This window comes from Truepera radiovictrix DSM 17093, from assembly GCF_000092425.1.
GTDB lineage: Bacteria > Deinococcota > Deinococci > Deinococcales > Trueperaceae > Truepera > Truepera radiovictrix.
In genome coordinates this window covers 843,187-864,594 of sequence record NC_014221.1, presented here as the reverse complement: position 1 = coordinate 864,594, position 21,408 = coordinate 843,187, and the positions used below count along the sequence as shown (strand labels likewise).

The window sequence follows — 21,408 nt, the reverse complement described above, 5'->3', positions numbered from 1 at the left end:
TTTGCCATGCTAGCGAGGCGGTTCGGTCGAGGAATGAAACTTCGCGTACACTGCGCTCGCCCGCCGTCACGCTCACGCGTCGTCGGGGCGCGCCGCCGCGGCGCGCGCTTCGCGCTCGAGCGCGAGGTCCCAGTAGGCCCTAAACGGGTCGCGGTAGCGCAGCAGCCCCCAGGCCCACGCCGCGGCGTAACGGACCCAGAAGCCGAAGCTCGTCAGGCGGCGAAACTGCGCGACGTGGCAGCGTTCGTGGGCCAGGAGGTCGGGGGACACACGCCGCTCCCCCGAGGTCACTCGGTAGGCCTCCGGCGTCACCAGTACGACCTCACCCCAGGTCTGGGCGGCAGCGCGAAAGCCCACCGCCGGCAGCCACGCGACCTCGTAAAGCGTCTCGCCCTCGGCAGCGCCAGCGAGCCGGCGCCCCCCCAAGGTTCGAGCGACGAGGTGACCCATGAGCGACGCGACGAAGGGGCGGCCGTGCAGGCGCTCGAGCCCGCACGCGAGCCCACAGGCGGCGAGGTAGAGGGGGAGCATACCCCTATAATGCCCCTATGACGCGCCCTCGCATCCTGCTCGACTGCGACCCCGGCCACGACGACGCTATTGCCATCTTGCTCGCCGCGAGGCACAGCGAGCTCCTCGGCGTGACCACCGTCAGCGGCAACGCGCCCCTAGAGCGCACCACGCGCAACGCCCTCGTGACGCTGCAGCTCGCGGGGCTCGACGTGCCCGTACACGCGGGGGCCGCGCGCCCGCTCGTCGAGCGCGCGCGCCACGCACCCGACATCCACGGCGCGTCGGGGTTGGGCGGCCCCGAGCTGCCCGAGCTGACGCGGCGAGCAGCCAGCGAGGAGGCCGTGCGCTTTATCGTCGACACGGTGCGCGCGCACGGCTCGCAACCTCACCGCGACCCCACCGCACCGCTCTGGCTCGTCGCCGTCGGCCCGCTGACCAACGTCGCGCTAGCGCTGCGCGAGGCGCCCGACCTCGCCCAGCGGCTTGCCGGCATCGCCATCATGGGGGGTGGGGTGGGGTTCGGCAACCGCACGATGGCCGCCGAATTCAACATCTGGGCCGACCCCGAAGCCGCCGAGGTGGTGTTTTCAAGCGGCGCCACGCTGATCATGTGCGGCCTCAACCTCACCCATCAGTTCATGATCCGCGAGGCCGATGTCGCGCGCATCCGCGGGCTCGGCAACCCCGTCGCCACCTTTACCGCCGACCTGCTCGCCTTTTACGCGCGGGCCTACGCGGAGGCCTTTTTCACCCGCCCCGAGGGGCCGCTACACGACCCCTGCGCCGTGCTCGCCGTGACGCACCCGCACCTCATCCGGACCGAACCGCGCCACGTGCGTATCGAGCTGCGCGGCGAACACACCCGCGGGATGACGGTCGTCGACGAACGCGGCGTGCGGAGCGACCTCACCCCGAACGTCCAGGTCGGTTACGAGATCGCGCGTGAGGCCGCGCTCGAGGTGCTCTGCGAGACGCTCGCGAGCTACGGCGCCTAAACCGCGCGAACGCTACCGAACGACGTACCCCATTCCGCGCACCGTCTGGATCATGCCGTTCATCCCGGCAGCCGCGAGCTTTTTGCGCAAGTTGGAGACGAACACCTCGATGGTGTTCGACCCGGGCAGCCGGTCGGCGCCGTAGAGCCGGTCCTCGACGTCCTCTTTCGAGAAGATGCGGCCCTTATGCGTCAAAAAGAGTTCGAGCAGCCGGAACTCGAGCGAGGTCAGCGCGAGCGGCTGCCCCGCGACGGCGCAGTGCCCGGTACCCGGCTCGAGGACAAGCTCGCCGTGGCGGATGACCTCGGCGGGCCGCGCGCGTTCGCGCAGGCGCACGTGCACCCGCGCGAGCAGCTCCTGCACGCTAAAGGGTTTGGTCATGTAGTCGCTCGCCCCCGCGTAGAGTCCCTCGACGCGGCTTTTGACGTCGCCGCGCGCGGTCAGCATCAGGATGCTGGCGCCAAACTCGCCACCGCTGCGCAGCCGCTCGGCCACCTCGACGCCGTCCATGTCGGGCAAGTTGAGGTCGAGCACGACGAGGTCGAACGCGCGCTCGTCGGCGCGGACGAGCGCGTCGGTGCCGTTGTGAACCACCTCGACCCGGTGCCCGTCGTGCGACAGCTCCTGCTGCAACAGCTTCGCGAGCCGTAAGTCATCCTCGACCACGAGAATCGTTGCGTTCAACCTGCACCCTCCTTATCGCTCGGCTGACGCCCCCTAAAGCGCGCCGTCGGGCGCGATCTGCACGATGTTGGTCACCCCCGTGACGCCGTTGACGAGCTCGACCGCGAGCGGCTCGGGGGCGTCGGGGACGAGCAGCTCGAGCTCGTAACCCGTGCGGATACGCGGCGGGCGCACGCTCGCATCGACCTCGAAGATGGCGACGAAGCTGCGCACCCGCGCCTCCGGCGTCTCGGGGCTTACGGCGAGGTGCGCGACGGGCTGCTCGAGGCGCTCGAAACCGCCCCTGAGCAACGCCCGCCCCATCGCCAGCTGCTTCTCCTCGACCGAAAACGGCGTCCCCCCCCACGCTTCGGCCGAGAAAAAAAAGGTGAGCTCACGTGGCGCCCCGGGAGCACGTGCGGCCCAAGAAAACACCCCCTGACAGGCGAGGAGGGCGAGCACGAGCGACAAAACACCCAAGCGCGAGCGGCTACCCCCCATGCTCGTCGCCATCCTCCGGTCCCGTCTCCGGCGCGCTCGAGCCGTTTTCGTCGCCCGAGCCCCCCTCGTCGCCCCCCGTCTCACCCTCTCCGGGTGCGCTATCGCCCGAACCGTCCTCCGGTCCAGGCGATCCCCCCGCCTCGTCTTCGCTGCCCCCATCGCCACCACCGCCTCCGGCACCGTTGTCCGGAGGCGTCCCGTCATCCCCCGGTGGGGGTTCGGGCGTAGGTTCTGGTGTGGGCGCCGGCGCCGGTTCGGGCTCGGGAGGCGGCTCCGGGGCGGGCGCCGGTTCAGGTGGCGGCTCCGGGGCGGGTGCGGGTTCGGGGGTCGGCGCGGGTTCGGGCGCCGGTTCGGGTTCGGGAGGCGGCTCCGGGGCGGGCGCGGGTTCGGGGGCCGGCTCCGGCGCCGGCTCGGGAGCAGGTGCGGGTTCAGGGGTAGGTACGCCCCCACCGGTCTCGCCCCCCTCTTCACCCTCGGCGCCACCCGTGCCGGGTTCACCCGGGTTGGGTTCGGTCTCGCCGGGCTCGGTCACGTCGTCACCCGTGTCGGGTTCGCTCGGCGCGGTCACGCCTCCCTGGTCGTCCTGCCCTTGCTCGTCCTGGGCCCCATCCTGCACGCCGCCCGCATCGTCGCCCCGATCACCCTCGGCACCCGCCGCCGTCCCGCCGGTAGCGCCCGCCGCGGCCGCCTCACCCGCCGGCGGCACCGGCGCGCCCGTGGGGGGCGTGACGGGTACAGCAGGTCGCGAAGCGGCGCTGCCACCTAGCTGTTGGCCGCTCGGCGCGGGCTCCCCGACGCGCTCGAGCACGTCGTCGTCGACCTCTTCGGGGGGCGCCTCGACGGCGGCGACGGTGACGGCGAGCGAGAGGTTTTCAAACGCCAGCCACTCCTCGAGCGCGAGCTCACCGGCGTCGCTGATGACGCGGACGCTGCCGTCGGGTTGCAGCACACCCGTCAGCGTCACCAGCGTCGCCGAGGGGGTGACGAAGACGAGCGCGACCTCGGTCGCCTCTGCGCTACTTAACTCGAGCCGCAGCTCCCCCGCCTCGACCACCCCGTAACCGAGCAAGACGTTGCCGCTGGGGTCGGTCACCATCAGCTGCGTCTGATCGGCAAGGCCGAGAGAGGCGTGAGCAAAGACGCTCGCACAGAGGCTTAAAAGGGCGATGACAAACTTTTTCACTTCCACCTTTCACCCATCGCTGAGGTCGTGAGGTCAAGCCGCGAGCAAAGGGCGCATCCGCTACGCCGCTAGCTTACCACCCGCCGCCGGAGGGAACCCCTCCACGCGTAAGGGCAGTCTGCCGCAGCAAGCTTAATGCAACCTTAATGAGATGGCTCTGTGGCGGCGAGCCGCCGCAGGATGTCGCGGGCGATCGCCTCCCCCCCGCCGGGGGCGCCCATGCGCGCGCGCCCCGCCTCGGAGGCGCGCCGGTAGCGTTCGGGGTCGCCCCAGAGCCGCTGCAGCGCCTCGGCAAGGGCGGCGGGATTCGCTGCGGCGAGCGTCAGCGCCGCGCCCAGGAGGCGCGCTTGGTTTGCCAAAAACGCGGGGGTGTAGTCGGGCGGCAGCGCAAAGGCGACGACGGGGAGCCCGAGCGCCGCCGCCTGCTCGTGAGCGGTACCCGAGGTGCCGAGCGCGAGCTGCGACGCGCGCAACACCTCGGCAAAGCGGTGCTGCAGGAGGTAGACGCGAGGGGGGTGGGCGGAGGTTGCCGAACGCACGACGCGCCACCCCGGGCCAACCGGCTCGAGGCGCCACCCCGGAAGGGTCGGCAGCGCGCCGTTGGCCCAAGCCACGAGGCCGGTGGCTTCGGGCCAACGTTCCAGGGCCCCCAACATACGCTCCAAAGCCGCCGGCGCGTAGCGCCGCGTGCCGGGCAAGAGGGCGACAACGGGCGGCGTCAGGGGGACGCCGAGCGCTAGGTCGGCCTCGGGCGGCGCGGTGAGCGGGTCGAGCATGGGGTTGCCGAGCGCGCTCGCCGGCAGCCCGTAGCGCGCCAAAAGCGCCGCCGTCGGCGCGTCCCGAACGTAGGTGTGGCGCACCAAACGGCGTATCAGCGCGCGTTCGGGGAGGCTAAAGCGCTCCATAAAGTAGCGGTTTAGCGAGCGCCCGCCGGCGTGGTAGCTCGAGACGAGCGTCTGCACGTAGAAGCGCGAACGGGTGCGCACGGCGCTGCTTAGTAGGAGCGCGTAGAGGTCGCCGATGACGACCAGCGCGTCCGTCTCCAGACGGCGCAGGGCGCGCACCTGCGCCGCCGTCATCGACAAGAACCCCGCGCGGAGGTCGGCCAGGAGGGCCGCGAGGGTGTGCGCCGTCAGCCCACCGCTCGGCATCACGCGGCGCGGCCCCAAAATGGGTACGCCGAGCCTCTCGTACGCCTCCCCCGCATCGACGGTCGGAAACGCTTGCAGCGCCAGCTCGGGCGCGAGCGAGCGGAGCGCCTCGCCGAGGGTTGCGCCGACCGTGTCCTCGCCATGGCCGTTGGAAAGCAGCGTCACGCGCACGTGCGCAGTGTAACGCGCCCGGCTCCTGCGGGAGGGGCCGCTACAGGCGGTAGGCCCAGACCGAGAAGAGCGGGTCGCCCGTTTCGGGTTCGAAGTGTTGGCTGAACGTCGGCCCGAAAAGGGGCGTGCTCTGAAAGTAGGAGCGCACGAGCCGGACGTGCGCGGCGTCGTCGGTCGCGCGCCACGCGAGCACCGCTTTGGTGGGGAACGCGCGGTTGGAGAAGGTCACGATAAAAGGGGCCCCCGGGCGCAGGCTCCGCGCGACCTCGCTAAAGGTCTCTAGGGGGCGCGTCATGTACTGCACGCTCACGGTGCACACAGCGCCGCCGAGCGACTCGCTGGCAAAGGGTAAAAATCCCGGCCGGTTGAGGTCTACGATCACGAAGTCACTGAGGCTGGGGTTGTGGAGCAGTTCTTCGCGGTTTAGGCCGAGCCCCGTGACGCGCGCGAACTTGTCCGGGAGGTGCGAGAGGTAACCGGCCATGAGGTCGAGGATGTGGCCTCCCGCCGGAAGCAGCTCGTCGTAGAGGCGATAGGCCGCGCGCGACGCCGCCTCGTCGAGGTGCGCGACAAACCGCGGCTGCGCGTAGAAGAGCGCGTCGGGCCGCTCGTCTTCGCGGCGGAAAAATTCGGGGAGGAGCTTTTTCATTCCCCCTACACTGCGCCTTTGAGGGGCGCGTCTCAGCGAGCTGACTCACCTTCATGAGGGCCTCAGGGTCGCCACCCCGCGCGGCGAGGTCCGCCGCCGACTGTCGCCGAAAGGAGCGGGTTCTGGCGCCCAGCTGCACGCCCCAGAGGAGCCGGTCAGCGGCAGAGCGACGCGGGGCGGGCTCGTAGCAGCTTGCCGACGCCGATCACCAACCGGCAGCTCTCTAAAGGGTGCGTGCTGGACCCGTCTGGCGTGGCGTCGCCAACCGGGGGCTACTCGCTACCGGTCTCGACGACCGTCCGGTTGCGCCCCGCGCGTTTGGCGCGGTAGAGCGCCCTATCGGCGCGCGCTATGAGCGTCGCCGCGACGTCCTTACGGGTGGCACACGCCCCCCCGACGGAGACCGTCACGGCGTGCCCCGCGAGCGGCGCTGCGGCGACCGCCTGCCGCAGCCGCTCCCCGAGCCGCGCAAGCTCGCCTTCACCCGCAGCGGGTGCGAGCACGACGAACTCCTCACCGCCCCAGCGGGCAAGGGTGTCACCGCTGCGCACGTGTCGGCTGAGCTGCGCGGCGACCTCGCGCAACACCGCGTCGCCGACCCCGTGGCCGTAGCGGTCGTTGACCCCCTTGAAGTGGTCGATGTCGACGACAAGCACCCCGAAAGGGGGGGCGCCGCAGCGCAGGTCGGCCAACCTGGAGGCGAGCAGCGCCTCGGCGCGCCAACGGTTGGCGACACCGGTGAGCGCGTCGAAAAAGGCTTGGCGCTCGAGCTGCGCCGCGCGCTCGGTCGCCCTCTGCGCCCCCTGCGCGTGCGGTGGTGAGCACGGCCAGCAGCACCGCTTGCGGGGCAAACACCACGAAGGGGAAAACAATCCCGTCGAGCGGAAAGGGCCCGCTGAGACCCCTTAGCGCGTGCGGCAGGTGAAGGGCCACGAAGGCGCCGAGCAGGGCGAGCGAGCGCAGCAGCGCCCGCCGCGCGGGGAGGCGCACGTAAAGGGGCGCGTAGAGCACCGGTAGCGCAAACGACGAGAGCAGCATGACCTCGCGGGCGAGCGGGTCGGGGTACACCCAGTAGAGGGTGTAGCACCACAACCCACCGAGCGTCGCCGCGTGTAGGTAAGGCGAGAGCCGCCGTAACCGCGCCGCCCAAGGGCGTCGCCAGCCCACGAGCAGCAGCAGGTGAAACCCAGCGACCGCCAGCAGAGGGCCGCTCAGGCGGTCGCAAAAGCCGCTCAGCGGCAGCAAAAAGGCCGCGGCCAACGACAGCCAGAAGCCGAGCAGCACCGGCAGGAGGTGCGCCGCGTGCGGGCGCTCAGCCCACGCTCGAGCCCCCTCGGCGCTCAGCGGCGGGCGGTACGCCGCTGGCTGCGCGGGATAACGGTGCAACAGGTACTCACGTAAAGCGCTCAGATGACGCTGCCCCATGCCAACTCCGCGTCTAGGTTACCTCAACCTTCCAAGGGGGGCGAGAAGTAGCGGGGCGGCGCGCGCCACCGACCCGCTCCCCCTCACCCCGCGGCATCGTTAAGGCGCGGCGCCGCCCCCCACGCCAGCTTGGCGCGCAGGATGTCGAAGTACGACCTCCCCGAGGCGATCAAACAGAAGTCGGTCGGGGCGGCACAGACCGTAAAGCGGTCGCCGGCACGCAGCTCGAGGCGCTCCTGGCCGTCGACGACGAGCGCCAACTCGTCGACCGGGCCGGAGACGCGAAAACCGACCCGCGCAGTTCCCTCGAGCACGATGGGGCGGTTTGTCAGCGTGTGCGGCGCGCTCGGCGTCACCACGAAAGCGCGCAGCCCCTGCCCTAAAATCGGCCCGCCGAGCGACAAGGAGTAGGCGGTCGAACCGACCGGCGTCGAGATCACCAGGCCGTCGGCGCGGTACTGCGAGGCGTGCTCCCCGTCGACGTCCATATCGATATGCACAAGCCGCGTCATTACCCCTTGGGAGACGATCACGTCGTTAAGCGCGTAGGCGGGGGCTAGCGCGGCGCCATGGAGCGGCTCTAGGTGTACCTGCAGCATCATCTTGGGGCTTAAGCGCCAACGCGTCGGCGTGTCCCCCGCTAGGTAGCGGCGCAAGTCATCGGCGCTATGCTCGGCGAGAAACCCCAGCTTGCCCAGGTTGACCCCCAAGGTCGGGACGTGCGTCCCGACGAGGCGACGCGCCGTCGAGAGCAGGGTGCCGTCGCCGCCGATGGCGACGACGAGGTCGGCTTCCGCCGCCAGCTTCGCGAGCGGCAGCTCACCGGGAGCGTCCTCGAGCACCTCGGCGCCGAGCGCGCGAAAGCCCGCCGCCGCCTCCCGCACGAGCGGGTGGGCTTGCGGCTTGTGCCGCGTGCTCGTCACCACGACCTGCCGCAGCGCGGCGGCGGGGACGGCGAAGGTGGCCGTCTCCACGCAGGGCGCGCTTAAGGAGCCGCTCATAGCGAGATCACAAGATCGGGGTTACCGGGGAAGTCACGTTGGCCCGTCCTCACGTTGGCTCGTTCGCGATAGCGGCGCCGCGCTCTAGGCACGGCGGCGCTCGGGGAGCGCCCCCAGAATCCGCGCGACGACCTCGTCGAGCGTCAGGTCGCGGGTGTCGAGGTACACGGCTTCGGGGGCGGGGCGCGACTGCACCGCGTCGAGCTGGTCGCGGCGGCGCAGCGCCGCGGTGACCGCCTCGAGGTCGCCGGCGCGCTCGCCGACGCGGCGCGCGGCGCGCACCTCCGGCGGGGCGCTTAAGTAGAACTTGGCCGCCGCGTGCGGGAAGACCTGCGTCCCCATGTCGCGCCCCTCGACGACAAACGCCCCCGTGAGCTCGCGCAGCCGCGCGTCGACCCACGCGCGCACGCCGGGGTGCCGAGCGACCACCGACACGCCCGCGTCGACCCGGTCGGTGTGCAGCTCGTGGTCTAGGGTTCGCCCGTCGACCGCGATGCGGTTACGCGCCCCGACCGCCGTCACGAGCTGCACGCGGTGGCGGTCTAGGAGCTGCAGCAACGCCCCCTCGTCGTCGAGCGCTTCGCCGCTCGTTTGCGCGAGGTACGTCGCGGCGCGGTAGAGCAGGCCGCTTGAAACGTACGGGATGCCGAGCCGCTGCGCCACGAGGCGGGAGACGCTCGACTTGCCCGACGCGGCGGGGCCGTCGATGGTGATGACGAACGTCTCCTCGCCCCCCGCCGTCAGGGGTCTTTGCGCACCCACCTCTCGCTCACCCATGCAGGCCATCATAAGGCGCGCGCCCTCGAGCGTCACCGGGGCTCCAGGGCGGCAAGCACCTCGAAAAACGTGGGGAAGGTTTTGCCCACGCACGCCGGGTCGCGGATCACCACCCCCGGCAGACGCAGCCCGGCGAGCGCGAACGCCATCGCCATGCGGTGGTCGCCGTAGGTGGCGATCTCCACCGCGCCCTCGGGGGGCGCCGTAAGGGGGTGCACCGTGATCCAGTCCCCCCCCTCCTCGACGCGCGCGCCCAGCTTGGAGAGCTCCGCGCGCAGCGCGCTTAAGCGGTCGGTCTCCTTGATGCGCAGGTTCCAGATGTTGGTGATGGTCACCGGCGCGTCCGCAAAAAGCGCCACGACGGCCAGGGTCTGCGCCTGGTCGCTCATGTCGTTGAGGTCAAAGGTGCCACCCCGCAACCGGCCGGTCCCGCGGACCGTGCAGCTCGTCTCGCTCCAGGTCACCGCGCAGCCCATCTCGGCGAGCACCTCCGCGAGGCGTTTGTCGCCCTGCACGGAGCTCGCGCCGACGTTCGTGACCTCGACCCGCCCCCCCGTCAGGGCCGCCGCCGCCCACAGGTACCCGGCGGCCATGGCGTCCCCCTCGACGGCGTAAGCGCGCGCCGCGTAGCGCCCCACAGGCACCTCGAAGCGCCGGTAGCCGTCCCGCGCGACCTCCACGCCAAAGTCGGCCATCAGCTTGAGGGTCATGTCGACAAAGGGCTTAGACGGCAGCTCACCGCTGACGGTGAGGGTGACGGGGGTCTGCGCGTAAGGGGCGGCCATGAGGAGCGCCGAGAGGTACTGCGACGAGCTGCCCCCCGCGAGCACCGCTTCGCCGCCGGGCAACCCCGCCGCCTCGACGACGACGGGGGGGCAGCCGGTCTGCAGCTGCGAGGTCGCTTTCACGCCGAGCGCCGTGAGCGCGTCCAAAAGGTCCTGAATGGGCCGCTCGCGCATCCGGGCGTTGCCGTCTAAGACGAAGCGCCCCCGCCCCAACGCGACGAGCGCCGTGAGAAAGCGGATCGACGTCCCCGACAGCTTGAGGTCGAGTTCGGCGCGCGCCGCGGGCACCCGCCCCCCCTGGCCGGAGACCGTCATGGTCGTCCCCGAGATGGCGACCGCGATGCCGAGGGCGCGCAGCGCGCGCACCATCACCTCGGAGTCCTCGGCGACCAGACAGCCCGAGAGCGTCGAGTCACCTTCGGCGAGGGCGGCGGTGATAAGCGCGCGGTTGGTCAGGCTTTTGGAGCCGGGCACGCTCACGCGGGCGTCGACCCGTCTCAGGGGGCGGATGGCGAGGGTGGGGGGCAGCGGCATACGCTTTTGACGATATCACGCAGCAGCTCACGAAAAGGGCCGCCGACGCATCCGTTTGACGCATCCCTTTGACGGAGCCCTTTGACGCGCACGCCACCCCGCTACCACGGCGCCGGGGGTAGGGTAAAGGGATGAGCGTGCCCGCAAAACTCCAGACCATCGTCGAGAGCTTTCAGAGTGCCCCCAAGCAGCTCCGGCTACAGCTGCTGCTCGAGTACTCCAAAAAGGTCCCGCCGCTGCCCGAGTACTTTAGAGACCACCACGACGCCATGGAGCGCGTCCACGAGTGCCAGACGCCCTTCTTTATCGCCACCGAGTTCCCGGACGAGGCGCGCGTCGTCTTCCACTTCGACGCCCCCCCCGAGGCGCCCACCACCCGCGGCTTCGCGGGGGTGCTCTCCGAAGGGCTCAACGGCCTCTCGCCGGACGAGGTCCTCGCGACCCCCGACAACTTTTACGAAGCGCTCAAGCTCGGCGAGGTCATCTCGCCTCTCAGGCTGCGCGGGATGAGCGCGATCATGAGCCGCCTCAAGCGGCAGGTGCGGGAGCACCAGGGGCTCGAGTAAGCCCGTGGCCCGTGGCTCGTAGACGCTGGCCTCACCACGCGCCACGAGCCACATGCCACAGGCCCTATAGCAGCAGCCCCGCGATCGCCGCGCTCATAAGGTTGGCGAGCGTCGCGGCGGCCACCGCGCGCAGCCCCAAGCGGGCGATGTCGCCGCGCCTCGAGGGGGCGAGCCCGCCCAGGCCGCCCAAGAGGATGGCGAGCGAGCCGAAGTTGGCAAACCCCGTTAAGGCAAAGGTGATGATCGCCTCCGTGCGCGCGCCCAACGCGGCCCCTTCGCCCAACACGTCCTGAAAGGCGACGAAGGCGACGAACTCGTTTAAGACGAGCTTTTGTCCGATGAGCGAACCCGCGAGCGGCGCGTCCGCCCACGGCACGCCGATGACAAAGGCGAGGGGGGCGAAGAGGTACCCGAGGAGCAGCTCCAAAGAGAGCTGGGGAACCCCCAAAAGGCCACCCACCCCCCCCAAAAGGCCGTTGGCGAGCGCGATCAGTCCGATAAACGCCAGCAGCATGGCGCCCACGTTGAGCGCCAAACCGAGCCCCTCGGAAGCGCCGCGCGCCGCCGCGTCGATGACGTTGGCGGCGCGCACCTCTTCGGCGGGCGCTTTGACGACACGCACCCCGCCCCGCTGCTCCGCGCCCGCTGCAGCCTCTTGCGGCGCCTCGGTCTCCGGCAAGACGAGCTTGGCCATCAGCAGCCCCGCGGGCGCGGCCATAAAGGAGGCCGCGATCAGGTACTCGAGCGGCACCCCGAGCTGCGCGTACCCCGCCAGCACCGACCCCGCCACCGACGCGAGCCCGCCGACCATCACGGCAAAAAGCTCCGACTGCGTCATCGTGGGGATGTACGGGCGGACCGTCAGCGGCGCCTCGGTCTGCCCTACGAAGATGTTCGCGCTCGCCGAGAGCGACTCCGCGCGGCTCGTCCCGAGCAGCCGCGAGAGACCGCCGCCTAGGATCCGCACAACCCACGGCATCACGCCCAGGTGGTAGAGCACCGCCAAAAGCGAGGCGAAAAAGACGATCACCGGCAGCACCTGGAAGGCGAACACCGTCCCCAGGGCCTCGCTGACGGGCGCCCCCGGCGCGGTAAGGCCCCCGAAGAGAAAATCGATCCCCGCGGCGGCGTAGTCGATCACGCTCTGCACGCCAAAGGCGAGCGCCTGCAGCGCCTGGCGCCCCGGGGGCCAGCGCAGCACGACAAAGCCGAAGGCGAACTGGATGGCCAGCGCGCCCAACACGGGGCGCCACCGGACGCGCGTCCGGTGCAGCGACAAGAGCCACCCGAGACCCAAAAGAACCCCCATACCGACCACGCCGATAAGCGCCATGTCGCCTCCTTGAGCGGGCATCACCCGGCCGCTTACGCACCCCGAAGCCTAAAAGAGCGTCCCCCACACGCGCGTTCCGACACGATGCCGGTAGCGGCCCCGTCGGGGCAGCGCTAGCCCAATCTAACCCTAGGCGCAACCGGGCACGAAAGCTGAGCAGCCGACACACCCCCCCTTACGCGAGCGCTAGACTCTGGAACAGTGCGCGGGAGTCACGCCCGCGTCGGGAGGATTATGAGACAAGTCCGAGTCATTCCCCGCGAGGGGGACGCCCGCGAAGCGGGCGGCGAGCACACCGTCAGCGGCCCCGACAGCGTTGCAGACAGCGGCGCTTGGCACAGCCTAGAGGCCGCGGCGGTGCTGCGCGCGCTGCGCACCTCCCCGGAGGGCCTTAGCGAGGAGGAGGCGCAGCGGCGCTTGGAGGCGCACGGCCCCAACCGGCTGCCGGAGGGCAAGCGCGAGGGCCCCCTGCTGCGCTTTTTGCGCCAGTTCAACGACGTCCTGATCTACGTGCTGCTCGCCGCGGCGGTGCTGACGGCCTTTTTGGGCGAGTGGATCGAGACGGGCGTCATCTTGGCGGTCGTGCTGATCAACGCCGTGATCGGCTTTATTCAGGAGGGGCGGGCGGAGGCGGCGCTGGCCTCGATCCGCAAGATGCTCTCGCTCGAGGCCGCCGTCGTGCGCGGTGGTACGCGGCGCACGGTCGACGCCGAGACGCTCGTACCGGGCGACGTGGTGCAGCTCGAGTCGGGCGACCGCGTGCCGGCGGACATGCGCGTGATCGCCGCGCGCAACGCCCGCGTCGAGGAGGCGGCCCTAACGGGCGAGTCGGTGCCGACCGAAAAGGCCCCCGACCCGGTGAGCGAGGACGCGGCCCTGGGCGACCGCAGCAGCATGCTCTACTCGAGCACGGTGATCACCAGCGGGCGCGTCACGGGGGTTGTCACCGCCACGGGGGGCGACACCGAGATCGGGCGCATCGGCGCGCTCGTCTCCGAGACGCAGACCCTCACGACGCCCCTATTAAGGGCGGTCGGCCGCTTTGCCAAGGCGCTCGCGCTCATTATCCTCGCCTTTAGCGCGCTTCTTTTCGCCTTCGGCTACTTCGCCCTCGAGTACACCGTCAACGAACTCGTCTTGATCGTCGTCTCGCTCGCGGTCGCGGCCGTCCCCGAGGGGCTGCCGGCGATCATGACCGTCACCCTCGCCCTGGGGGTGCAGCGCATGGCGCGGCGCAACGCCATCGTCCGCCGGCTGCCGGCGGTCGAGACGCTCGGGTCGGTGACGGTCATCTGCTCGGACAAAACCGGTACGCTCACCAAAAACGAGATGACGGTGCGCGAGGTCGTCTTGCCGGAGGCGCGTTTCGAGGTGACCGGCGGCGGTTACGGTCCCGAAGGCGCTTTTGTGCAACCCGGCGCGGGTGAGGTCGTGCCGCCCCCGGAGCTCCTCGAGCTCGCCCGCGCGGGGGCGCTCTGCAGCGACGCCGAGGTGACCCAGGAGGACGGGAGCTGGCACCTCTCCGGCGACCCCACCGAGGGCGCGGTCGTGACCTTGGGCCTTAAAGCCGGTTTCTCCCGCCAGGAGCTGCAGCGCACCCACCCCCGCATCGACGCCGTCCCCTTCGAGTCCGAGCACCGGTTTATGGCGACGCTGCACAAAACCCCCGACGGCGGGCGCGTCGTCTACATGAAAGGGGCGCCCGAGGCGGTGATGCGCCGCTGCCAGGGCGACGCCAGCGGCCAGCCGATCGACGAGGCGCGCTGGCACGGCGAGATCGACGCGCTGGCGAGCAAGGGCTACCGGGTGCTGGCGCTCGCCCGCCACACCGCCCCCCCCAACCACGACGCCCTCGAGGAGAGCGACCTAGAGGGGCTCGAGCTGCTCGGCTTCGTGGGCATCATCGACCCGCCGCGCGACGAGGTCATCCAGGCCGTCAAAACCTGCCAAGAGGCGGGCATTCGGGTCAAGATGATTACCGGCGACCACGCCCTGACGGCCCGCGCCATCGGCGCGCAGCTCGGTATCGGCGACGGGAAAACGGCGATGACGGGGCGCGAGCTCGAGCGCCTCAGCGACGCGGAGCTTGAAGCGGCGGTGCAGGGCTGCGACATCTTCGCGCGCTCGAGCCCCGAGCACAAGATCCGCTTGGTCCGCGCCCTGCAAGCGCGCGGCGAGGTGGTCGCCATGACGGGCGACGGCGTCAACGACGCGCCCGCCCTCAAGCGCGCCGACGTGGGCGTGGCGATGGGCATCAAGGGCTCCGAGGCGACCAAAGAGGCCGCCGAGATGGTCTTGGCCGACGACAACTTCACCACCATCGAGCACGCCGTCGAAGAGGGGCGGACGATCTACGACAACCTCAAAAAGACTATCCTCTTCTTGCTGCCTACAAACGGCGCGCAGGCGCTCGTCATCATCGTCCCCTTTCTGCTGGCGCTGCGCGAGCTGCCGGTGACGCCGCTGCAGATTTTGTGGATCAACATGGTCACGTCGGTCACGCTCGCTGTAAGCCTCGCCTTCGAACCGAGCGAACCCGACCTGATGCGCCGCCCGCCGCGCGCCCCCAACAGCCCCATCCTGTCGCGTTACGGGGTTTGGCGCGTGCTCTTCGTGTCGGTGATTATCACCACCCCCGCGCTGCTCCTTTTCGACGCCTACCGCGAAGCGTTGCCGCTCGCCGCGGCGCGCACCCTAGCGGTCAACGTGCTCGCTGCCGGGCAGGTGTTCTACCTCTTTAGCAGCCGCTTCCTCTTCCGCTCGTCGTTGCCGCCGCAGGGCTTTGTCGGCAACCGCGCGGTGCTCCTCTGCGTGGCGCTGCTCGTGCTGCTGCAGCTCGCGCTGACCTACCTCCCCCCGCTGCAGCTCCTTTTCGGCACCGCCGCCATCGGGCTCGAGCTGTGGCTGCTGGCGCTCGCCGCGGGCGTCGGCGTGTTCGTCCTCGTCGAGGCCGAGAAGTGGATCGCGCGGCGCGTCGCCGGCGGCACCGGCCCGCGCGCCTAGCTTGGCATAGGGCCCACGCGGATGCTAGAATCAGGAGTTTTTGGCGCACGGCAGAGCGTGCGGAAGGAGCGACATGAAAAAAGACATTCACCCCAAGATGGTCCCCTGCAAGGTGTTTTGCGACGGCGAGGTCGTGATGGAGACCTACTCGACCAAACCCGAGATGCGCGTCGACGTGTGGTCGGGTAACCACCCCTTCTTTACCGGCCAGCAGCGCTTTATCGACACCGAAGGGCGCGTCGAAAAGTTCCAGAAGCGCTTCGGCGAGTCCTACCGCAGAAACCGCAAGTAACCCGAGCGACCCTGCGACGAGAGCGGCTCGAGCCGCTCTCGTTTGACCCTCCCCGACCCCTGCCGGAGCAGCGGAGCAGATTGTAGCCTTTTCTACACTTCGCACGTCTAGGCGCTTCGTACGATCTTGCTGGGGAGGTCAGCAACATGTCGCAAACCACAGGCGTTAAAGACGAGCACTACAACCTGATCAGCGTCCTCTATCACGCCCTTCAGGGCAGCGAGACGGTCGGCCAGTATATGCAGGACGCGCAGGGCAGCGAGGAGCTCACGCAGTTTTTGCAGAACACGCAGCAGCAGTACAACCAGATCGCCCAGCAGGCCAAAAAGCTCCTCGGCCAGCAGCTGAGCCAGGCGTAGAGAAGCGCAAACCATTTAGACCCAGAGCCTCTCTTGAGGCTCTTTTTACTTGCTTTGGGGCGGTCGCAGCGCTGCCCCGCAGCTGGGGTACTACACTCTCACATCCACAAGGGGTCGCTCTGCCTGCACGTTTTGAGACGACCCCCTGAGACGATCCCCGTAGCAGCTGAGTGACGGCGTACCACACGGCGTACCACAGGGTCAGCCGGGGTCAGCCGCGACGCCGCCGACCACGAGCTCCCTAGCGCTTCCAAGGGGCGCGAACGAGGGCCGGCCCTCTGAGACCCTGGCCGCCCGCTCCCCTACTCCGGCACCGAGGCGTACACCCGCGTCCCCTGGCCGGGGCTCGAGGTGAGCTCGAAGGCGCCGCCGCGCGCCTGCACCCGTTCGCGCATCTGCTTGAGACCGAGACCGCCCGCGCTCGTCACCCGATCTGAGACCAGGGTCGGGTCGAAGCCCTGGCCGTCGTCGGTGACCTCGATAAACCCGCACGCGTCGCAGGTCTTACCGACCGTCACCGCGACGTGCCGCGCGCGGGCGTGTTTGGCGACGTTGTTCATCGCCTCCTGAAAGATGCGAAAGAGCACCGCCTCGGACTTGGCGGTGAGTTTGGGGAGGCCCTGGACCGTGAGCTGCACGCGGATGTCGTTTTGCTGGGCGTAGTCGTCGACGTAGCGGCGGATGGTCTCGACGAAGCCGTGGCGCTCGAGGTCAATCGGGCGCAGGGCGAAGATCGAGCGGCGCACCTCGCGAATGGCTTCGCGGATCGTCTTTTTGGTGGCCTCGAGCTCCGCCGCGGCTTTCTCAAGCCCCGCCCCCCCGGGCTGCGCCAGCATGCGGCCGACGAGGTCGAGCTTGAGCGCGCTAAAAGCCAGGGATTGGGCGACCCCGTCGTGGATCTCGCGGGCGATGCGGGCGCGCTCCTCGGCGATCGCCAGCTCTTCGGACTGCAAGTAGGCGCGGGCGTTGCGCACCGCCAGGCTGACCTGCCCCGCGAGCAGGTTTAAAAAGGGCAAGTTGGCCTCGTGGAAGTGCTCGGGGTCGGGGTGCGCGAGCACGACGCAGCCCAGAAGCTCCTCCTCGGTGCGCAACGGGAGGCTGAGCGCGCTCCCCGCCCTCGCGAGCACGGGGCCGACGCGCTCCGTGGCGCCCAAGTGGTGCGCGACGCGCGGCTCCGCCTCCGCCGCCGCCCGCCCCACGAACCCCTCGCCGAGACGCAGCGCGCCGGGCTGGGCGGGGGCGAGCGCGCCGTGTGAGGCGCGTAGCTGCAGCAGTCCGTCCTCGTCGGCGAGGTAGACCCCGCCGGCGCGGGCGTCCGCGCGGCGCATCGTTTGGGTGAGGAGCGTCTCCAAAAGGCGCTCGAGGTTGCCCTCGGCGCGGATGCTGCGGTCGGCTTCAAAGAGCGTCAAGAGGTCGCGGGTGCGGCTCCGGGCTGCCTCGGCGACCGCGGAGAACTCCGAGGCGAGGATGCGGAAGCTTTCGCGCTGCTCGGGGGTCGGCGGCGCGTCGAAGTAGCTGTGCAGGCTCCCCTCGAGCTTCCCCCCCCAGTAGAGCGCGGCCGAGAGCACCGCCTCGGGACGCCCCTGCGCTTCCGGCCCCAAAGGCTCCCCACGCCGGAGCAGGAGGTCGTTACGCAGCGCGGCGTCGCGCGCCTCCTCCGGCTCCAGACCGTGGGTATGCGTCACGCGAAAGCCGCGGCGACCCAACAAGATGGCCGTCCCGCGCGCGCCGGTCGCCGCCGTGATCCCCTCCCCTGCGACCGAGAGCACCGTGTCGAGGTCGGTCGCTGCGGCAAACTGCTCGGTCACGCGCTGAATCGCGCTTAAAAGCGCGTGGCTGCGCCGCAACTCGTCGTAGAGCGAGCGCAGCTCGGCCTGCGCCCGTTCGCGGCGGCGCACCTCGGCGGCGATCCAGTCGAGGGTGAGAAAGGTCGCGGCGGGACCCAACAGGCTGTAAAAGAGAAGCTGCGCCCAGAACTGCCACCGCGCCCCGCCCAGGGGGACGATAAACAGCTGATGCACGAGCACGACCCCGATAATCGCCAGTGGAAACCAGATGCGCGCGAGCTTGATCTGTTGGTAGAGGCTGCCGGCGAGCGGGCTCGGCGCCTCTTGACCTGGACGCGCCCGGGTGCGCGGGGTTTCGGGCGCCCCCTCACGGAGCGCCACGCGCTAGCGCTCCGTGGGCGGGTTGCGCCTGGGCCGAAACTCGCTCATGAGGTAGGGGTAGGCGAGCAGGTAGACGATAAGCATGACCGCGAGCTGCATCCAGAAGTTTTCGAAGACCGGGATCCCGAGCGAGGCGAGCAGGGTCACGAGCAAAGAGACGAGCAGCGCAAAGGCGAGCGTCTTTAAAAGGAGCCGGAGGACTTTGCCGGGGGTCAGGCGGCGCGCCTCAGCGGCGCTGCGGGCCGCGAGCTTGCGCTGTTTTCTCGACTTGGACATGGCTTATTGTACGGGCTTTGGCGCACCCGGTCGGTAAACGCCGTAGCCGCGCCGTCACCTAGAGCGCCGCTGCCGAGCGGTAAGCTGAGCGGGTGACGCCTTTAAGCCCCCTCCTCGCCAAGGTGGCCCGTTTGGGAGCCGCCCTACTAAGCACGGCCCTGCTAAGCGCGGCGCTCGCCGCGCCGCCGAGCCCCCCCGGCCGCACGCCGGGTTGCGGCAAGCCGCCCGCGCCCTTTGACCACCTCGAGGTCGGCGGCGCGGCGCGCAGCTTTATCGCGGTCGTCCCCGACACCTACGACGCCAACACGCCGCACGCGCTCGTACTGGCCTTTCACGGCCGCACGAGCCCCGCCGAGGAGGTGCGCGGCTACTACGACCTCGAGCCGCACGTCGCAGCGACCTTGGAGCACGCGATCTTCGTCTACCCGCGCGCCCTGCGGCAAGGTGATGGCACCTTCGGTTGGTGGGAGGCGGGCGAAGCGCCTTCGGCGCTCCGCGACTTTGCGCTCTTCGACGCCCTCGTCGCGGCCCATAGCGAGCGCTACTGCCTCGACCCCGAGCGGATCTACGCCGTCGGTCACTCCCTCGGGGGGTCGTTTGTCAACGCGCTCGGGTGCCAGCGCGCGGGCGTGTTGCGTGCCGTCGCCAGCTTGGGTGGTGGGCCACTCGGCGGCGCGTGCGAGGGGTCGGTCGCGGCGATGGTCCTGCACAACCCCAACGACGAGCACGTCGCCTTCGCCTACGGCGAGGCCGCGAAGGAGCAGTACCGCGCGCAAAACGGGCTCACGGGCGCGCCCGTGCCGGTAGCGCCGCGCAGCCTGAACTGCCAACGCTACGGCCCCCCAGACGCCCCCGACCCGCTCGTGTGGTGCCCGCACACCCAGGACACGACGCGCAGCGGGCGCTACTACCCCCATCAGTGGCCGCGGGGCACGGGCGAGGCGATCATGCGCTTTTTCAGCGCGCTCCCCTAGGGTCTACCTCCCTCGGCTCCCACGCGGACCGTTTTGCGCCGTTTTGCAAGGGGCTTGCCGGACGCTGCGTGAGCGGTTGGCCAGCGCCGGGGTCCACGGAACCCGGCGACCGGCTGATCGACCCGCGCGCCGATGCGAGGTGGTTGGGGCGAGGTGGGCGGGGGCGTGCGCAGGTGTCGCGAACGACCCCGCGGCTTTCGGGGCGCGTGATAGGTTGGGGGGGTTTACCCTCAGGAGGCGCTGACGTGAGGACCATCCGAGAGCTTTTCGGTTACATCCGCCGCTACCCCGGACCTTTTCTCATAGGCACCCTGATGCTCGTGGTCTTTAGCCTCGCGACCGTGCAGACGCCGCGCATCATCGGCGCCGCCGTCGCCGCTTTTGAAGCGGGCACGATCACCCTGAGCACGCCCTGGGCGTTTGTCGCGGGTCTCTTTCGGGGGGTCACGACCTGGGAGGCGCTGCTCGCCAACCTGCGCGCGCCCCCCGTCGGCTCGATCTGGCTCTACATCTTCGGCGTCTTGGGCGTCGCGCTCGTCGCCGCGCTAGCGATGGTCAGCGTTCGCCGACTCATGCTCAACGCCTCGTGGGAGATCCAGTTCGACATCCGGCGCGACCTCTTTCACCACTTTACCCGCCTCAGCGCCGACTACTACGACCGGACGCGGGTCGGCGACCTGATGGCGCGCCTGACCGCCGACCTCAACGCGGTGCGCCAGTTTATCGGGGTGGGCATCTTTCAGGGGATCAACACCCTGCTCCTCCTCGCTTTTACCTTCTGGCGGATGTTTCGCCTCGACGCCGGTCTCGCCGCCATCACGCTCGTCATCGTGCCGCTTATCACGCTGAGCTTTTTCGTGCTGCTGCGCGTCGTCTACCGGCGTTACGAACGGGTGCAGCAGCAGCTGTCAGAGGTCTCGGCGATGGCGCAGGAAAACTTTAGCGGGATCCGCGTCGTCAAGGGCTTCGGCATCGAAGCGCGCGAGGTGGCGCGCTTCGGGGCGCTCAACGACGAGTTCATCCGCCGCAACCTCGCTTTCACCCGCGCCGACGGCCCGCTCTTTCCCCTCATGGAGCTGCTCTTTGGCCTGACCATCTCCGTACTGCTGCTTTTCGGCGGGCGGTCGATCGTCGCGGGCACCTTGGACATCGCGAGCTTCGTCGACTTTTTGTTTCTCTTTTTGGGGATCCAGTGGCCGATCTTAGCGCTCGGTTGGATCGCCAGCATGGCGCAGCGCGGGTTTACCTCGTGGGGGCGGCTGCGCGAGATCTTTAACGAGCGCCCGAGCGTCGCCGACGACAAAGACACCGACTGGAGCCTGAGGGCGGTGCGCGGCAGCCTCGAGTTTCGCAACGTGAGCGTCCGCTTCGGCGACACCTACGCCCTGAAAAACGTCTCGTTTAAGATTCGCGCGGGGCAGCGCGTCGGCATCACCGGCCATACGGGAGCGGGCAAAACGCTGCTGGTCAGCCTTATCGCCCGCCTCCTCGACCCCACCGAGGGGGAGATCCTTTTAGACGGCGTCAACCTCAAGCGCTACCCCCTAGGGGTGCTGCGGCAGCACCTCGGGCTGGTGCCGCAAGAGCCCTTTTTGTTCTCCGACACGATCGCCGAAAACATCGCCTACGGGATCCCCGAAGACACCCCCGAGCGGCTGCGGGCGCGCGCGCACGAGGTCGCTGAGCTCGTGCAGCTCGCCGGCGACGTCGCGGACTTTCCCAAGGGTTACGACACCCCCCTCGGCGAGCGCGGCGTGACCCTCTCGGGTGGGCAGCGGCAGCGCACCGCGATGGCCCGGGCGATCATCCGCGACCCCAAGATCCTCATCCTTGACGACGCCCTCTCGGCGGTCGACACCCAAACGGAGGCGCGCATCTTGCACCACCTCAACGCGGTCACCCAGGGGCGGACCAGCATCATCGTGGGGCACCGGATCTCGGCGCTGACCGGCACCGACGTGATCTTGGTGTTAGAGGACGGCCGCATCATCGAGCGCGGCTCGCACGACGAGCTGGTCGCGCGGGGGGGCTGGTACGCCGAGATGAACCGGCGGCAGCAGCTCGAGGCGTCGCTCGAGGCAGCGTGAGG

Annotated in this window: 20 protein-coding genes; 7 read left to right on the top strand and 13 right to left on the bottom strand. The window is 69.8% G+C overall.

Features of this window, described 5'->3' with window-relative positions; all coding sequences use genetic code 11:
• Positions 1-72: 72 nt before the first annotated feature.
• Entirely contained in the window at positions 73-531 is a 459-nt protein-coding gene (locus TRAD_RS03950) for a hypothetical protein (RefSeq protein ID WP_013177299.1), read from the bottom strand.
• 17 nt (positions 532-548) lie between these two features.
• Here TRAD_RS03950 and TRAD_RS03945 point away from each other — a divergent pair, with 17 nt between their 5' ends.
• On the top strand, positions 549-1,508 hold the full coding sequence (locus TRAD_RS03945) for a nucleoside hydrolase (RefSeq protein ID WP_013177298.1): 960 nt from the start codon (positions 549-551) through the stop codon (positions 1,506-1,508).
• A gap of 12 nt (positions 1,509-1,520) precedes the next feature.
• On the opposite strand, the gene TRAD_RS03940 is transcribed toward TRAD_RS03945, so the two are convergent.
• From TRAD_RS03940 to aroA, 9 genes are all read right to left on the bottom strand, one after another.
• On the bottom strand, positions 1,521-2,192 hold the full coding sequence (locus TRAD_RS03940; RefSeq protein WP_013177297.1) for a response regulator transcription factor: 672 nt from the start codon (positions 2,190-2,192) through the stop codon (positions 1,521-1,523).
• 33 nt (positions 2,193-2,225) lie between these two features.
• Positions 2,226-2,672 carry a hypothetical protein gene (locus TRAD_RS03935; protein WP_013177296.1) on the bottom strand — a complete coding sequence of 149 codons (447 nt, stop codon included), beginning with the start codon at positions 2,670-2,672 and terminating at the stop codon, positions 2,226-2,228.
• Positions 2,662-3,855, bottom strand: coding sequence for a hypothetical protein (locus TRAD_RS16250; RefSeq protein ID WP_013177295.1), 1,194 nt, complete (start codon positions 3,853-3,855; stop codon positions 2,662-2,664). The genes TRAD_RS03935 and TRAD_RS16250 overlap by 11 nt, the downstream gene beginning before the upstream one ends.
• Positions 3,856-3,998: 143 nt before the next feature.
• Positions 3,999-5,177 carry a lipid-A-disaccharide synthase-related protein gene (locus tag TRAD_RS03920; protein ID WP_013177294.1) on the bottom strand — a complete coding sequence of 393 codons (1,179 nt, stop codon included), beginning with the start codon at positions 5,175-5,177 and terminating at the stop codon, positions 3,999-4,001.
• Positions 5,178-5,217: 40 nt separating this feature from the next.
• On the bottom strand, positions 5,218-5,826 hold the full coding sequence (locus tag TRAD_RS03915) for a class I SAM-dependent methyltransferase (RefSeq protein ID WP_013177293.1): 609 nt from the start codon (positions 5,824-5,826) through the stop codon (positions 5,218-5,220).
• 272 nt (positions 5,827-6,098) lie between these two features.
• The gene (locus TRAD_RS03910; protein ID WP_013177292.1) at positions 6,099-6,677 is read right to left on the bottom strand and encodes a GGDEF domain-containing protein; all 579 of its coding nucleotides are present in this window, start codon (positions 6,675-6,677) and stop codon (positions 6,099-6,101) included.
• A gap of 657 nt (positions 6,678-7,334) precedes the next feature.
• Positions 7,335-8,225, bottom strand: a complete 891-nt coding sequence (locus TRAD_RS03905; protein WP_049772950.1) for an NAD(+)/NADH kinase — start codon at positions 8,223-8,225, stop codon at positions 7,335-7,337.
• A 111-nt stretch (positions 8,226-8,336) separates the two neighbouring features.
• Positions 8,337-9,029, bottom strand: coding sequence for a (d)CMP kinase (gene cmk, locus TRAD_RS03900; protein WP_049773173.1), 693 nt, complete (start codon positions 9,027-9,029; stop codon positions 8,337-8,339).
• A gap of 32 nt (positions 9,030-9,061) precedes the next feature.
• Positions 9,062-10,348: a 3-phosphoshikimate 1-carboxyvinyltransferase gene (aroA, locus tag TRAD_RS03895; protein WP_013177289.1), complete on the bottom strand. Its 1,287-nt coding sequence runs from the start codon at positions 10,346-10,348 to the stop codon at positions 9,062-9,064.
• A 131-nt stretch (positions 10,349-10,479) separates the two neighbouring features.
• On the opposite strand from aroA, the gene TRAD_RS03890 reads away from it, so the two are divergent.
• Positions 10,480-10,914 carry a SufE family protein gene (locus TRAD_RS03890; protein WP_013177288.1) on the top strand — a complete coding sequence of 145 codons (435 nt, stop codon included), beginning with the start codon at positions 10,480-10,482 and terminating at the stop codon, positions 10,912-10,914.
• A gap of 64 nt (positions 10,915-10,978) precedes the next feature.
• On the opposite strand, the gene TRAD_RS03885 is transcribed toward TRAD_RS03890, so the two are convergent.
• Complete coding sequence (locus TRAD_RS03885) at positions 10,979-12,247, bottom strand: NupC/NupG family nucleoside CNT transporter (RefSeq protein ID WP_013177287.1); 1,269 nt, start codon at positions 12,245-12,247, stop codon at positions 10,979-10,981.
• A 234-nt stretch (positions 12,248-12,481) separates the two neighbouring features.
• Here TRAD_RS03885 and TRAD_RS03880 point away from each other — a divergent pair, with 234 nt between their 5' ends.
• The 3 genes from TRAD_RS03880 to TRAD_RS03870 all read left to right on the top strand — a co-directional run bounded on the left by TRAD_RS03880 (position 12,482) and on the right by TRAD_RS03870 (position 15,901).
• Positions 12,482-15,250, top strand: a complete 2,769-nt coding sequence (locus TRAD_RS03880; RefSeq protein ID WP_013177286.1) for a cation-transporting P-type ATPase — start codon at positions 12,482-12,484, stop codon at positions 15,248-15,250.
• Positions 15,251-15,323: 73 nt separating this feature from the next.
• Positions 15,324-15,542, top strand: a complete 219-nt coding sequence (gene rpmE / locus TRAD_RS03875) for a 50S ribosomal protein L31 (protein WP_013177285.1) — start codon at positions 15,324-15,326, stop codon at positions 15,540-15,542.
• A 146-nt stretch (positions 15,543-15,688) separates the two neighbouring features.
• Positions 15,689-15,901 (top strand): hypothetical protein, encoded by a 213-nt coding sequence (locus tag TRAD_RS03870; protein WP_013177284.1) that lies wholly within the window; start codon positions 15,689-15,691, stop codon positions 15,899-15,901.
• A 302-nt stretch (positions 15,902-16,203) separates the two neighbouring features.
• Here TRAD_RS03870 and TRAD_RS03865 read toward each other — a convergent pair whose 3' ends face one another.
• Positions 16,204-18,069 (bottom strand): GAF domain-containing sensor histidine kinase, encoded by a 1,866-nt coding sequence (locus TRAD_RS03865; RefSeq protein WP_013177283.1) that lies wholly within the window; start codon positions 18,067-18,069, stop codon positions 16,204-16,206.
• A gap of 3 nt (positions 18,070-18,072) precedes the next feature.
• Positions 18,073-18,345: a hypothetical protein gene (locus tag TRAD_RS03860; protein ID WP_013177282.1), complete on the bottom strand. Its 273-nt coding sequence runs from the start codon at positions 18,343-18,345 to the stop codon at positions 18,073-18,075.
• A gap of 92 nt (positions 18,346-18,437) precedes the next feature.
• Between TRAD_RS03860 and TRAD_RS03855 the strand changes: the two genes are divergently transcribed.
• Together TRAD_RS03855 and TRAD_RS03850 are read left to right on the top strand one after the other, a co-directional pair.
• Positions 18,438-19,319 (top strand): CE1 family esterase, encoded by an 882-nt coding sequence (locus TRAD_RS03855; protein WP_013177281.1) that lies wholly within the window; start codon positions 18,438-18,440, stop codon positions 19,317-19,319.
• Between the two features lie 245 nt (positions 19,320-19,564).
• On the top strand, positions 19,565-21,406 hold the full coding sequence (locus TRAD_RS03850; RefSeq protein WP_013177280.1) for an ABC transporter ATP-binding protein: 1,842 nt from the start codon (positions 19,565-19,567) through the stop codon (positions 21,404-21,406).
• Positions 21,407-21,408 lie beyond the last annotated feature (2 nt).

Excerpts from the sequence above, each read along its gene's own strand:
- TRAD_RS03950 (WP_013177299.1), bottom strand. The coding sequence starts at position 531 with ATGCTCCCCCTCTACCTCGCCGCCTGTGGGCTCGCGTGCGGGCTCGAG.
- TRAD_RS03885 (WP_013177287.1), bottom strand. The coding sequence starts at position 12,247 with ATGGCGCTTATCGGCGTGGTCGGTATGGGGGTTCTTTTGGGTCTCGGG.
- TRAD_RS03945 (WP_013177298.1), top strand. The coding sequence starts at position 549 with ATGACGCGCCCTCGCATCCTGCTCGACTGCGACCCCGGCCACGACGAC.
- TRAD_RS03870 (WP_013177284.1), top strand. The coding sequence starts at position 15,689 with ATGTCGCAAACCACAGGCGTTAAAGACGAGCACTACAACCTGATCAGC.
- rpmE (WP_013177285.1), top strand. The coding sequence starts at position 15,324 with ATGAAAAAAGACATTCACCCCAAGATGGTCCCCTGCAAGGTGTTTTGC.
- aroA (WP_013177289.1), bottom strand. The coding sequence starts at position 10,348 with ATGCCGCTGCCCCCCACCCTCGCCATCCGCCCCCTGAGACGGGTCGAC.
- TRAD_RS03860 (WP_013177282.1), bottom strand. The coding sequence starts at position 18,345 with ATGTCCAAGTCGAGAAAACAGCGCAAGCTCGCGGCCCGCAGCGCCGCT.
- TRAD_RS03915 (WP_013177293.1), bottom strand. The coding sequence starts at position 5,826 with ATGAAAAAGCTCCTCCCCGAATTTTTCCGCCGCGAAGACGAGCGGCCC.
- TRAD_RS03880 (WP_013177286.1), top strand. The coding sequence starts at position 12,482 with ATGAGACAAGTCCGAGTCATTCCCCGCGAGGGGGACGCCCGCGAAGCG.
- TRAD_RS03935 (WP_013177296.1), bottom strand. The coding sequence starts at position 2,672 with ATGGGGGGTAGCCGCTCGCGCTTGGGTGTTTTGTCGCTCGTGCTCGCC.
- TRAD_RS03890 (WP_013177288.1), top strand. The coding sequence starts at position 10,480 with ATGAGCGTGCCCGCAAAACTCCAGACCATCGTCGAGAGCTTTCAGAGT.
- cmk (WP_049773173.1), bottom strand. The coding sequence starts at position 9,029 with ATGGGTGAGCGAGAGGTGGGTGCGCAAAGACCCCTGACGGCGGGGGGC.